This window comes from Mycobacterium sp. E3247 (assembly GCF_001667785.1).
GTDB lineage: Bacteria > Actinomycetota > Actinomycetes > Mycobacteriales > Mycobacteriaceae > Mycobacterium.
In genome coordinates this window covers 14,942-27,506 of the sequence record NZ_LZJG01000035.1, presented here as the reverse complement: position 1 = coordinate 27,506, position 12,565 = coordinate 14,942, and the positions used below count along the sequence as shown (strand labels likewise).

The following is a 12,565-nucleotide window of genomic DNA, read 5'->3' as shown; positions in this document are numbered from 1 at the left end:
AATGTTCGCCCCGGCCGCGCCAGGCGTCCCCGGGCCGGCTAGTGGGGCTTGGCCAGCGGGAATGGCAGGGTCTCTCGGATGCTGCGGCCGGTTATGAGCATGACGAGCCGATCGATGCCCATGCCCAGCCCGCCGGTGGGCGGCATCGCGTACTCCATGGCCTGTAGGAAGTCCTCGTCGAGCTCCATCGCCTCGGGGTCGCCGCCGGCGGCCAGCAGCGACTGCGCTTGCAGGCGCCGCCGTTGCTCCACCGGATCCGTCAGCTCGCTGTAGGCCGTCCCCAGCTCGACGCCCCACGCCACCAGATCCCACCGCTCGGCGACGCCGCGCCGGCTGCGGTGCGGCCGGGTCAGCGGTGAAACGGACGTGGGGAAGTCGATGTAGAAGGTCGGTTTCTCGGTCCGGTCCTCGACCAGGTGCTCGTACAGTTCCAGCACCACGGCACCGGCGTCCCACTGCGCCCGATACGGAATGTGGGCGGCGTCGGCGAACTTGCGCAACACGGGCACGGGGGTGTCGGGATCGATGTGCTCCCCGAGCGCTTCGGAGACCGCGTCGTGCACGGTCTTCACCGGCCAGTCGCCGGAGATGTCGACCGGGTGGAGGTGGCCGTCGTCAGTTCGGGGCCGCAGCACCATCTGCTCGCCGTGGGCGGCCTGCGCGGCGTTCTGGATGAGCTCGCGGGCGCCGTCGATCCAGACCTTGTAGTCGGCGTGCGCCTGGTAGGCCTCCAGGAGCGTGAACTCCGGGTTGTGGCTGAAGTCGACGCCCTCGTTGCGGAAGGCCCGGCCCAGCTCGAACACCCGCTCCACGCCCCCGACGCACAACCGCTTGAGGTACAGCTCCGGAGCGATGCGCAGGAACAGGTCCATGTCGTAGGTGTTGATGTGGGTGACGAACGGCCGGGCGGTCGCGCCGCCGTGGATCTGCTGCAGGATCGGCGTCTCGACCTCGATGAAGCCCTTGGCGAACAGCGTTTCCCGGACGGAGCGCAGGACGCTGCTGCGGGCCGTGAGCAGCTCGCGGGACTCCGGATTGACCGCCAGGTCGACGTAGCGGGTCCGCACCCGCGCCTCCGGGTCGGTCAGCCCCTTCCACTTGTTCGGCAGCGGCCGCAGGCACTTGCCGATCATCCGCCAGTCGCCCACGATCAGCGAGCGGGTGCCGTTCTTGGAAAAGCCCATGTGCCCGGACATCTCGACGAGGTCACCCAGGTCGATGGCTGCGGTGAAATCCGCGGTGCGCCCCTGCTCCAGGCGTGAATTGTCAAGCAGCACCTGCAATTCGCCCGACCAGTCCCGCAGCTGCGCGAACAGCACCCCGCCGTAATCGCGTATCCGCAGGATCCGGCCCGACACCGAGATGGTCTCCTGGTCGTCGGCCTCCAGCGCCCGGGCGACGGTGTGGCTGGGCGGCGACCCCACCGGATAGGCGTCAATACCCTTGCGCCGCAGTATTTTCAGCTTGGCCAGCCGCACCCGCACCTGTTCGGGCAGGCGGGCCCTCGACTCTTCCAACTCCGCGTCTTCGCGTCGCTGCTGCAACTCGCTGACGTCCGGCGCCGAACCGTCGTGGTGCAGCAGGCCCGACTCCGCCAGCCGGGGCGGCACGGCGGGGTGATGGCCGGTGTGTACCCGATCGCGCCGCGTGAACGGCAGCACCAGGAAGCCCTCCGCGATCACCGAGGCGACACCGACGCGGGGGATCAGGCGCGCGTCCTCGTAGCAGGCGTAGCGCGGCACCCATTCGGGTTGGTACTTCATGTTCGAGCGGTACAGCGTCTCCAGCTGCCACCACCTCGAGAAGAACAGCAGCAGCCCACGCCACAGCCGGGCGATCGGTCCGGCGCCGAGTTGGGCGCCCTGCTCGAACGCCGAGCGAAACATCGCGAAGTTCAGCGAAATACGGCTGATGCCAAGGGTTTCCGCGGTCAAGGCGAGCTCGCTGACCATGAGCTCGATGGTGCCGTTGGGCGATTGCGGGGAGCGGCGCATCAAATCCAGGGAGACGCCGGTGGTTCCCCACGGGACCAGCGACAGCATCGCCACGACGGCGCCGTCGCGGTCCATCGCCTCGACCAGCAGGCAATCCCCGTCCGCGGGATCGCCGAGCCGGCCCAGGGCCATGGAGAAGCCGCGTTCGGTCTGGGTGTCGCGCCAGGCGTCCGCGCGGGTGATGGTCTCGGCCATCTCCTCGGCCGAGATGTCACGGTGCCGCCGGATGCGCACCGTCAGCCCGGCCCGGCGGGCCCGGGTCACGGCCTGGCGCACACCGCGCATGTCGGGGCCGGAAAGCCGGAAGTCCGCGGTGCGCAGGATCGCCTCGTCGCCCAGCTCGAGCGCGTTCAGCCCGGCCTCCCGATAGACCCTTGCCCCCTGCGTGCTGGCCCCCATGACGCCCGGCGCCCAGCCATAGGTCTGGCACAGCCCCAGCCAGGCGTCGATGGCCTGCGGCCACGCCCGGGGGTCGCCGATCGGGTCGCCGCTGGCCAGGCACACCCCGACCTCGACGCGGTAGGTGATGGCGGCCCGGCCGCTCTGCGCGAACACCACCGACTTGTCGCGGCGCGTCGCGAAGTAGCCGAGCGAGTCGTGCTTGCCGTACAGCTCGAGAAGCCCGCGGATGGCCGACTCGTCCTCACCCGTCAGCGCGTTCTCGGCGCGCTGGGACTGGAACAGCACGATGGTCGCCAGGATCAGCGCCAACGCGCCGAACAGGCCGAAGATCGCGTTGAGGAACACGTGCGGCCTGCCGGTGAACAGGTCCGGATCGGCCAGGGCGAATCCGACCACCCGGTTGGCCACGTAGGGGAGGCGGTCCTGGCGGGCCAGCGTTCCGGGCCACAACTCGACCAGGCCCCACGAGATCAGGATTCCGACCACATCCCCGGCGACCAGCACCGCGGCGGCCTTGACCAGCGCGCCTTTGCGGACCTTGGCCCAGAACTCCCGGTACGCCAACACCAGCAGCACGATCGCGACGATGTGCACCGAGAACCCGAGGTTCTCCCCGAAGGTCTCGGCCGCCGTGTTGTCGCCCGCGGCGATGTCGGCGACGTTCAGGCCGGCGGCCAGGATCATCTGGCCGAGCAACACCAACCAGGCGACGCGTTTGCGGGCGGTCAACGCCGCGGCCAGCAACGCGAGCACGAACGACCACGCGATGCTGGTGTCGGGGAAGTTGAACAGATAGTTGTTGATGAACTCGCGTGGGACCTTGATCAGCCACCGGATGGCGGGGGACACGCTCGCCAGCAGCGACACCGTCGCGATGACGCCCACGATCCACCCGGCCGCCGCCGGTACCCAGCGATACCGGGATTGCGACCGGCCGCGGGGTCCCGAACGGGACCCCGAACGAGAGGAAGCGAGTGTCACAGACCGCGAGGATATGCCCTCAGTCCGTGAAAAGCTTGGCGAAGCGCTAAGAGCGGCCGGCAATAATTCGCCCGGTGGCGCACGTGCGTCGGCGCCCGCCGAACGAGGCCGGGGGCGAAGTACGAAAAGCGGCCTCGTGGCTGCTAAACTGGCGTCCACGACCATCCCGGCGAAGGCCAGGAACAGTTAAGTGGAGTCCCACTCCCACCGCGGGCCACGAATTTTTCAAGGCTTTGCGGTCCGGTCACAGACATCGCGCATGTCTGTTCCGCGGGCGACGCGGGCGGCTTGACCAATGGCAGGCCGTGATCGGTCGGCATTGGGCCCTGCTACGTGCGGGGCTTTTCTGCTGGTGGTGTGGTGTTTCCGCCGCTGCATTCCGACTCGGACCCAGGCTCTGGCCGTGATGGCACGACACGTATAAGCCCAACAAGGGAGGCCCCATCAGCACTGAGACCCGCGTCAACGAGCGCATCCGCGTACCTGAAGTCAGATTGATCGGCCCCGGGGGAGAGCAGGTAGGCATAGTGCGCATCGAAGACGCACTGCGCGTCGCTGCGGACGCCGATCTCGACCTTGTCGAAGTCGCCCCCAATGCCAGGCCCCCGGTCTGCAAGATCATGGACTACGGCAAGTTCAAATACGAGGCGGCGCAAAAGGCGCGCGAATCCCGCCGGAACCAGCAGCAGACCGTCGTCAAAGAGCAGAAGCTGCGACCGAAGATCGACGATCACGATTACGAGACCAAAAAGGGTCACGTGATCCGCTTCCTGGAGGCGGGTTCGAAGGTGAAGGTCACCATCATGTTCCGCGGACGTGAGCAGTCACGGCCCGAACTGGGCTACCGCCTGCTGCAGCGGCTGGGCGCCGACGTCGCCGAATACGGCTTCGTCGAAACGTCCGCCAAGCAGGATGGCCGCAACATGACGATGGTGCTGGCCCCGCACCGCGGCGCGAAAACCCGCGCCAGGGCGAGGCACCCCGAGGGACCCGGGGAGGGCGCGGCATCGGACGCCGATGCGGGCGCCGACACCCCTTCACCCAACTGACCTGAGACTGACTAGCGAGAAGTAGAGGAAACATGCCCAAGGCCAAGACCCACAGCGGGGCTTCGAAGCGGTTCCGGCGCACCGGAACCGGCAGGATCCTGCGCGAGAAAGCGAACCGTCGGCATCTGTTCGAGCACAAGCCGTCCACCCGGACCCGTCGTCTGGAAGGCCGCACGACCGTGGCGGCCAACGACACCAAGCGGGTTAACAAGCTGCTGAACGGCTGACCTTCAACAAGCCGAGCGCCGGCGCCGCTGCCGGCACCCGACCATTACTTAGAGAGTAGGAACACCCATGGCACGCGTGAAGCGGGCGGTCAACGCCCACAAGAAGAGGCGCAGCATTCTCAAGGCCTCGAAGGGCTATCGCGGCCAGCGCTCGCGGCTCTACCGCAAAGCCAAAGAGCAGCAGCTGCATTCGCTGAACTACGCCTACCGCGACCGCCGCGCGCGCAAGGGCGAGTTCCGGAAACTGTGGATCTCGCGGATCAACGCGGCGGCTCGCGCCAACGACATCACCTACAACCGGCTGATCCAGGGGCTGAAGGCCGCGGGCGTCGAGGTGGACCGCAAGAACCTCGCCGACATCGCGATCACCGATCCCGCGGCGTTCACGGCGCTGGTCGACGTCGCCCGGGCCGCGCTGCCCGAGGACGTCAACGCCCCGTCGGATTCCGGAGAGGCCGCCTAGCCCCTGCTGACCGAACGTTCGGCCCGGGTCGCCGCGGCGGTCAAACTGCATCGCCACGTCGGCCGCCGCCGCGCGGGGCGGTTCCTCGCTGAAGGCCCCAACCTGGTCGAGGCGGCCGCCGCCCGCGGCCTCGTGCGCGACGTCTTCGTCACCGAAGCCGCCGGGCAGCGGTATGCGTCCTTGCTCGGCGCGCAGCAAGCGCCGGTCCATCTGGTCAGTGAGCGGGCCGCGAAGGCGCTGTCCGACACCGTGACCCCCGCCGGGCTGGTGGCGGTCTGCGAGATGCCGGCGACGCGGCTGGCGGACGTCCTGGCCGGTGCGCCGCGGCTGATCGCCGTCGCCGTCGAGATCGGCGAGCCGGGCAACGCGGGCACGCTCATCCGCATCGCCGACGCCATGGGCGCCCAAGGCGTCATCCTCGGCGGCCACAGCGTCGACCCGTACAACGGCAAGTGCCTGCGCGCCTCGACGGGCAGCATCTTCTCCATCCCGGTGGTCGCCGCGCCGGACACAGTCGCCGCGCTGCGAGCCGTGCGCGATGCCGGACTGCAGGTGCTGGCCACCACGGTGGACGGCGAGACGCGCCTCGACGAGGCCGCCGACCTGCTCGCCAGGCCGACGGCATGGTTGTTCGGGCCCGAATCACAGGGACTGCCAAGCGAAATCGCGGCGGCGGCGGACCACCGCATGCGCATCCCGATGTCCGGCGGTGCGGAGAGCCTGAACGTGGCGTCGGCCGCGGCGATCTGCCTCTACCAGAGCGCTCAGGCGCTGGGCGTGTTCACGCGGCCCTGACGCGCGCCCGGGCGGGCCGCAGACCCGCCAGTGACAGCGTTCCGTGCACCAGCGAGCCGGCACGCTCCATCAGCGCCTTGGCCGGGTCGAGGGGCGAGCGAAGAGCCGGGCGGGAATGGGGAGGGAAGTAGTGCATCGGCAACCCGCGCCGGTCGCGGGGCGGCCCCATGAACGTCGGCGCCTCGACCAACGGCGCGTCGCTGGGCAGCCGGCCCTCGGCGCGGCGGTAGGCGGCCAGCGCGCGCGGGTGCAGCCGGATCTCGTCGGGAACCGCCAGGAAGGCCAGCTCGACGAGCTTGCCGAACAGGCGCAGCAACACCTCGTCGCCCGGCGTCCAGCGCATGCCCGCCTTCTCGCGGACCGCGGGCTCGAACAGGCCCGCGGCGATCCAGCGCTGGCCGGCCACCAGGGGCCTGAACATCTGGTCCCAGATCGGCGTGGGCATCAGCACGAACTTGGGTTTGGGGATCCGGATCCGGAAGATGTCCAGGGTCGCCTGGTTGATCTCCAGTTGCTCGCGGCAGACGCGGTCCCAATACTCCTGGAACTCCTCCCAGGAGCCGGGCACCGGCCGCATGCTCATCCCGTACATCCGGTACCACCGCACGTGCTCGTCGAAGAGCTGGCGCTTCTCGGCCTCAGTCAGGCCCCCGCAGAAGTATTCGGCCACCTTGATCACCAGCATGAAGAAGGTGGCGTGCGCCCAGTAGAACGTTTCGGGGTTCAGCGCGTGGTACCGGCGCCCGGTCGCGTCGACGCCCTTGATGGTGTGGTGGTAGCTCGTGATCTGGCGCCCGGTCGCCGCGGCCCGGTCACCGTCGTAGACGACGCCCATGATCGGGTACACCGAGCGGGCCACCCGCTGCAGAGGCTCGCGCAACAGGATCGAATGCTCCTCGACGCCCGCTCCCAGCTCCGGATACATGTTCTGGATCGCGCCGATCCAGACGCCCATCATTCCCGTGCGCAGGTCGCCAAAATACTTCCAGGTCAGGGAATCTGGCCCGAGCGGATCGTCGGATTTGGCTGGAATGGCAGTCATCTCGGCCTCCTGCGCTCACGATAACTTTGACAACGTACGTTGTCTACGATTTCGGCCGTGCGCCCCCGCGGGTGTTATCGAGCGTGAACAGCCACGTGGCGCCTCCGTGATCAGGCGATACGTTGCGAGCTGTGACACAAAGCGCACGGCCTTCATTGCCCGCCTGCGGCGGGAGGAAATAACCTGGCCGGGTGGAAGTCGCGCGTCGCGATTCGGATTCGGGCGAGCCCGGGGCGCCGACGGTGACGCCATCCGAGCCGCCGCGGCGTTCCCCGGTCTCGGTGCACAACGCGACACAGTGGCTGCACAGCCGAAACCACAGCCCCGGCGCCGTGGCCTTCATCCGCCGGGCGCGGCGGCTGCTACCCGGCGACCCGGAATTCGGCGACCCGCTGTCCACGGCCGGCGACGGTGGCCCCCGCGCCGCCGCCCGCGCGGCCGACCGGTTGCTCGGGGATCGCGACGCGGTGTCGCGGGAGGTCAGCCTCGGGGTGTTGCAGCTGTGGCAGGCGCTGACCGAGTCGGTTGCCCGTCGGCCGGCGAATCCCGAAGTGACGCTGGTCTTCACGGACCTGGTCGGGTTCTCGTCCTGGTCCCTGCAGGCGGGGGACGAGGCGGCGCTCACGCTGCTGCGCCAGGTGGCCCGGGCCGTCGAGCCGCCGCTGCTGGACGCCGGGGGCCACATCGTCAAGCGGATGGGCGACGGCCTGATGGCCGTCTTCGGCGATCCGACGGTCGCGGTGCGCGCCGTCCTGGCCGCCAAGGAGGCGCTGAAGTCGGTCGAGGTGGCCGGTTACACCCCGCGGATGCGGGCCGGCATCCACACCGGTCGGCCCCAGCGGCTGGCGGCGGACTGGCTCGGTGTCGACGTGAACATCGCCGCGCGGGTGATGGAACGCGCCACCAAGGGCGGGGTCATGGTGTCGGGTTCGACACTCGACCTGATCGCCCAAAGCGAACTGGACGCGATGGGTGTTGTCGCCAAACGCGCACGTAAACCCGTGTTTGCGGGCAAGACCACGGGCGTTCCGGCCGACTTGGCGATATATCGTCTGAGGACTCATAGGGAGTTGACAGCGCCGGATCACAGCGCCGAAACAAACTAGCCGACATAATGGAGGCAATGTTTGGGGGCATCCTTGCCCGGCTCGCCCGGGTCCAGTTCACGTTGGGTTACGTGGCGATGCTGCTTGCCGTCAGCTGCGCCATCCTGGTGCTCGGCCCGCACGCCCACGACGTGCTGGTCGAGCGCGCCAGCACCAACCTGCACAACCTGGCCCACGGCCACGTGGGCACCCTGTTGGGCAGCGCGCTGGTCGTCGACGCCGGTCCGCTCTACTTCTGGCTGCCCTTCCTGACCTGCCTGCTAGCGCTCGGCGAGCTGCACCTGCGCACCATCAGGCTGATCGTGGCGTTCCTCGTCGGGCACATCGGCGCGACGCTGCTGGTGGCGGCCGCCCTGGCCGCGGCGGTCGAGTTCGAGTGGATGCCGGTGTCGATCACCCGGGCCAGCGACGTCGGCATGAGCTACGGCGCCCTGGCGGTGCTCGGAGCGATGACGGCGGTGATTCCCCAGCGCTGGCGGCCCGCCTGGGTCGGCTGGTGGGTGGCGGCCGGCATCGCCTCGGCGATCATCGGCGGCGATTTCACCGACGCCGGTCACACCGTCGCGGTGGTCCTGGGCGTGTTGGTGTCCGCCCGGTTCCGCCAGCCCATCCATTGGACGCCGGTGCGCATCCTGATGCTGGCCGCCTCCGCGGGCTTCGGATTCCTGCTGCTGGCCCACCACTGGGGGACCATGGCCGGCGCGCCCGCGTTCGGCCTCCTGGGCGCGTTGGCGGCGCACAAGCTCGTGCAGTTCCTCAACGGGCGCACCGGGCGCACGGCGCTGGACGAGGCCGCCCTGGCCGGTGCGCAGCCGGTCGCGGCGGGCTAGACGCCGGGCCGCCTCACCCCGAAGCGCCCGCCGGGCAGCACCAACCGCATCACTATGATCGGCACTTGCCGCTGGGCAACTTCCTCCCAGCCCCTCATCAGCAAGGAGAGTGTCGCCGCGTGGGTGCTCAGCCCGTCGACCTGTCGCCGGATGCCTTGGCCAAGGCGGTCGGCGTCGCCCAGGAGGCCATCGCGCTCGCCGGCGATCTGGACGCGCTCGCGCGGGTGAAAACCGAGCACCTCGGCGACCGTTCCCCGCTGGCGCTGGCGCGTCAGGCGTTGGGCGGCGTCCCCAAGGGGGAGCGCGCCGACGCCGGCAAACGGGTCAATTCCGCGCGGACCGAGGTCCAGCGCAGCTACGACCAGCGCCTGGCCGCGCTGCGCGCCGAACGCGACGCCGCGGTGCTGGTCGCCGAAAGCATCGACGTCACCCTGCCGTCGACGCGCCAGCCACCCGGCGCGCGGCACCCGATCACCATCCTGGCCGAGCACATCGCCGACACTTTCATCGCGATGGGCTGGGAGCTGGCGGAGGGGCCGGAGGTCGAAACCGAGCAGTTCAACTTCGACGCCCTCAACTTCCCGGCGGACCACCCCGCGCGCAGCGAGCAGGACACGTTCTACATCGCACCGGACGATTCCCGGCAGCTGCTACGCACCCACACCTCGCCGGTACAGGTGCGCACCCTGCTCGCCCACGAGCTGCCCGTCTACATCGTCTCGATCGGCCGCACCTTCCGCACCGACGAGCTGGACGCCACCCACACCCCCGTCTTCCACCAGGTGGAGGGGCTCGCGGTGGACCGCGGCCTGTCCATGGCCCACCTGCGCGGCACCCTGGACGCGTTCGCCCGCGCCGAGTTCGGGCCCGAGGCGCGCACCCGCATCCGGCCGCACTTCTTCCCGTTCACCGAACCTTCCGCCGAGGTCGACGTGTGGTTCGTCGGCAAGAAGGGCGGCGCCGGCTGGGTGGAGTGGGGCGGCTGCGGCATGGTGCACCCCAACGTGTTGCGGGCCGCGGGCATCGACCCCGAGGTGTACTCCGGCTTCGCCTTCGGCATGGGCCTGGAACGCACGCTGCAGTTCCGCAACGGCATCCCCGACATGCGTGACATGGTCGAGGGCGACGTGCGGTTCTCGTTGCCGTTCGGGGTGGGTGCCTGATGCGGATCCCCTACAGCTGGCTGCGGGAAGTGGTGGCGGCCGGCGCCCCGGGCTGGGACGTCAGCCCCGCCGACCTCGAGCAGACGCTGGTGCGGATCGGCCACGAGGTGGAGGAGGTGGTCGCGCTCGGTCCGGTCGACGGCCCGCTGACCGTGGGGCGGGTGACCGCCATCGAGGAGCTCACCGGCTTCAAGAAGCCCATCCGCGCCTGCCGGGTCGACGTCGGCGAGCCCGAGCCGCGCGACATCGTCTGCGGGGCAACCAACTTCGCCGTCGGCGACCTGGTGGTGGTGGCCTTGCCCGGGACCACGCTGCCCGGCGGGTTCGCCATCGCGAGGCGCAAGACCTACGGCCGCGATTCCGACGGCATGATCTGCTCGGCGGCCGAACTCGGTTTGGGCGCAGACCATTCCGGGATCCTGGTGCTGCCGCCCGGAACCGCAGAGCCGGGCGCCGACGGCACCGCGGTGCTGGGACTGGACGACGTGGTCTTCCACCTGGCGATCACCCCCGACCGGGGCTACTGCATGTCGGTGCGCGGGCTGGCCCGCGAGGTCGCCTGCGCCTACGACCTGGACTTCGTCGACCCCGCGGACGTCAAACCCTTGCCCGCCAACGGCGAGGCCTGGCCCCTGGCCGTCCAGCCCGAAACCGGTGTCCGGCGCTTCGCGCTGCGGCCCGTGACCGGCATCGACCCCGCCGCGGTGTCGCCGTGGTGGCTGCAACGCCGGCTGCTGCTGGCCGGCGTCCGCGCGACCTCGCCGGCGGTGGACGCCACCAACTACGTGATGCTCGAGCTCGGCCACCCGATGCACGCGCACGACTGCGATCGCATCTCCGGCGGCCTCGGCGTGCGGTTCGCCCGGGCCGGCGAGACCGTCGTCACCCTCGACGACATCGAGCGCCGGCTGGATCCGGCCGACGTGCTCATCGTCGACGACCGGGCGACGGCGGCGATCGGCGGCGTGATGGGCGCGGCGAGCACCGAGGTGCGCGCCGACTCCACCGACGTGCTGCTCGAGGCCGCCGTGTGGGACCCCGCCGCCGTCTCGCGCACCCAGCGCCGGCTGCACCTGCCCAGCGAGGCCGCCCGGCGCTACGAGCGCGGCGTGGACCCGGCCATCTCGGTGGCCGTGCTCGACCGGTGCGCCGCGCTGCTCGTCGAGATCGCCGGGGGAGCGGTGTCGGAGAAGCTGACCGACTGGCGGGGCGACCCGCCGACCGACGACTGGTCGCTCCCGCCGATCCGGATCCCCGCCGAACTGCCCGACCGGATCGCCGGGGTGGCCTACCCGCCCGGGACCGCCGCGCGGCGCCTGGCGCAGATCGGGGCTTCGGTGAGCGACGAGGGCGACACCCTGACGGTGACGCCGCCGAGCTGGCGACCCGACCTGCTGCAGCCCGCCGACCTCGTCGAGGAGGTGCTGCGGCTGGAGGGCCTGGAGGCCATCCCGTCGGTGCTGCCCGCGGCGCCCGCGGGCCGGGGCCTGACCGCGGTGCAGAAGCGTCGCCGCGCCATCGGCAAATCGCTCGCGCAATCCGGGTATGTCGAGATCCTGCCGACGCCGTTCCTGCCGGCGGGCGTCTTCGATTTGTGGGGCCTGCCGGCCGACGACCCGCGGCGCGCCACCACGCAGGTGCTCAACCCGCTCGAGGCCGACCGCCCGCACCTGGCCACCACGCTGCTGCCCGCCCTGCTGGAGGCGTTGGTGCGCAACGTGTCCCGCGGGCTGGTGGACGTCGCGCTGTACGCCCTGGCGCAGGTGGTGCAACCGACCGAGCAGACCCGCGGCGTGCAGCCCATTCCCGTGCACCGCCGGCCCACCGACCACGAGATCGCCCTGCTGGACGCGTCGTTGCCCCGCCAGCCGCAGCACGTGGCCGCCGTCCTGGCGGGCCTGCGCGAACGCCGCGGCCCGTGGGGCCCCGGCCGCCGTGCCGAGGCCGCCGACGCGTTCGAGGCGGCCCGCATCATCGCCCGCGCCAGCGGGGTCGAGGTGAGCCTGCGGGCCGCCCGGCACCTGCCGTGGCACCCGGGCCGGTGCGCCGAGGTGCTCGTCGGGGAGACCGTCGTCGGCCATGCGGGGCAGCTGCACCCGGCGGTGATCGAGCGCTCCGGACTGCCGAAGGGCACCTGCGCCGTCGAGCTCAACCTCGACGCGATCCCCATCGCGGTGGCGCTGCCGGCGCCCCGGGTGTCGCCGTTCCCGGCGGTGTTCCAGGACGTCAGCCTGGTGGTGCCGGCCCACGTCCCGGCCCAGGCGGTGGCCGACGCCGTCCGGGAGGGCGCCGGCGAGTTGCTCGAAGACCTGCAACTGTTCGACGTCTTCACCGGCCCGCAGGTCGGCGAGGACCGCAAGTCGCTGACGTTCGCCCTGCGCTTCCGCGCGCCGGACCGCACGCTGACCGAGGACGACGCCAGCGCGGCCCGCGACGCCGCGGTGCGACGCGCCGCCGACGCGGTCGGCGCCGAACTGCGCACCTAGCCCGCCTTGTAATGGATTTGCAAAGCA

Annotated in this window: 10 protein-coding genes; 8 read left to right on the top strand and 2 right to left on the bottom strand. The window is 70.5% G+C overall.

From position 1 onward, the window contains the following. Positions 1-38 precede the first annotated feature (38 nt). Entirely contained in the window at positions 39-3,392 is a 3,354-nt protein-coding gene (gene lysX, locus A9X04_RS01555) for a bifunctional lysylphosphatidylglycerol synthetase/lysine--tRNA ligase LysX (protein WP_369828906.1), read from the bottom strand. A gap of 428 nt (positions 3,393-3,820) precedes the next feature. Here lysX and infC point away from each other — a divergent pair, with 428 nt between their 5' ends. The 4 genes from infC to A9X04_RS01535 all read left to right on the top strand — a co-directional run bounded on the left by infC (position 3,821) and on the right by A9X04_RS01535 (position 5,911). Beyond that, positions 3,821-4,426, top strand: a complete 606-nt coding sequence (gene infC / locus A9X04_RS01550; RefSeq protein WP_082972717.1) for a translation initiation factor IF-3 — start codon at positions 3,821-3,823, stop codon at positions 4,424-4,426. Positions 4,427-4,458: 32 nt separating this feature from the next. Next, a complete protein-coding gene (gene rpmI, locus A9X04_RS01545) occupies positions 4,459-4,653 on the top strand; it encodes a 50S ribosomal protein L35 (RefSeq protein ID WP_067917073.1) in 195 nt (64 codons plus the stop codon). A gap of 67 nt (positions 4,654-4,720) precedes the next feature. After that, the gene (gene rplT, locus A9X04_RS01540) at positions 4,721-5,116 is read left to right on the top strand and encodes a 50S ribosomal protein L20 (RefSeq protein ID WP_046184507.1); all 396 of its coding nucleotides are present in this window, start codon (positions 4,721-4,723) and stop codon (positions 5,114-5,116) included. Positions 5,117-5,119: 3 nt separating this feature from the next. Beyond that, positions 5,120-5,911, top strand: a complete 792-nt coding sequence (locus tag A9X04_RS01535; RefSeq protein WP_067917071.1) for an RNA methyltransferase — start codon at positions 5,120-5,122, stop codon at positions 5,909-5,911. Here A9X04_RS01535 and A9X04_RS01530 read toward each other — a convergent pair. Next, a complete protein-coding gene (locus tag A9X04_RS01530; RefSeq protein ID WP_067917069.1) occupies positions 5,898-6,953 on the bottom strand; it encodes an oxygenase MpaB family protein in 1,056 nt (351 codons plus the stop codon). The genes A9X04_RS01535 and A9X04_RS01530 overlap by 14 nt on opposite strands. Positions 6,954-7,144: 191 nt before the next feature. On the opposite strand from A9X04_RS01530, the gene A9X04_RS01525 reads away from it, so the two are divergent. From A9X04_RS01525 to pheT, 4 genes are all read left to right on the top strand, one after another. Continuing rightward, the gene (locus A9X04_RS01525) at positions 7,145-8,059 is read left to right on the top strand and encodes an adenylate/guanylate cyclase domain-containing protein (protein WP_067917067.1); all 915 of its coding nucleotides are present in this window, start codon (positions 7,145-7,147) and stop codon (positions 8,057-8,059) included. Positions 8,060-8,076: 17 nt separating this feature from the next. Beyond that, entirely contained in the window at positions 8,077-8,889 is an 813-nt protein-coding gene (locus A9X04_RS01520; protein WP_067917108.1) for a rhomboid-like protein, read from the top strand. A gap of 119 nt (positions 8,890-9,008) precedes the next feature. Then, complete coding sequence (gene pheS / locus A9X04_RS01515) at positions 9,009-10,052, top strand: phenylalanine--tRNA ligase subunit alpha (RefSeq protein ID WP_067917065.1); 1,044 nt, start codon at positions 9,009-9,011, stop codon at positions 10,050-10,052. Then, on the top strand, positions 10,052-12,538 hold the full coding sequence (gene pheT / locus A9X04_RS01510; protein WP_067917063.1) for a phenylalanine--tRNA ligase subunit beta: 2,487 nt from the start codon (positions 10,052-10,054) through the stop codon (positions 12,536-12,538). The genes pheS and pheT overlap by 1 nt, the downstream gene beginning before the upstream one ends. Positions 12,539-12,565: the final 27 nt, after the last annotated feature.

What these genes read in the sequence shown, in the direction of transcription:
- rpmI (WP_067917073.1), top strand. Translation starts at nt 4,459, where the DNA reads ATGCCCAAGGCCAAGACCCACAGCGGGGCTTCGAAGCGGTTCCGGCGC.
- rplT (WP_046184507.1), top strand. Translation starts at nt 4,721, where the DNA reads ATGGCACGCGTGAAGCGGGCGGTCAACGCCCACAAGAAGAGGCGCAGC.
- A9X04_RS01530 (WP_067917069.1), bottom strand. Translation starts at nt 6,953, where the DNA reads ATGACTGCCATTCCAGCCAAATCCGACGATCCGCTCGGGCCAGATTCC.
- A9X04_RS01520 (WP_067917108.1), top strand. Translation starts at nt 8,077, where the DNA reads ATGTTTGGGGGCATCCTTGCCCGGCTCGCCCGGGTCCAGTTCACGTTG.
- pheT (WP_067917063.1), top strand. Translation starts at nt 10,052, where the DNA reads ATGCGGATCCCCTACAGCTGGCTGCGGGAAGTGGTGGCGGCCGGCGCC.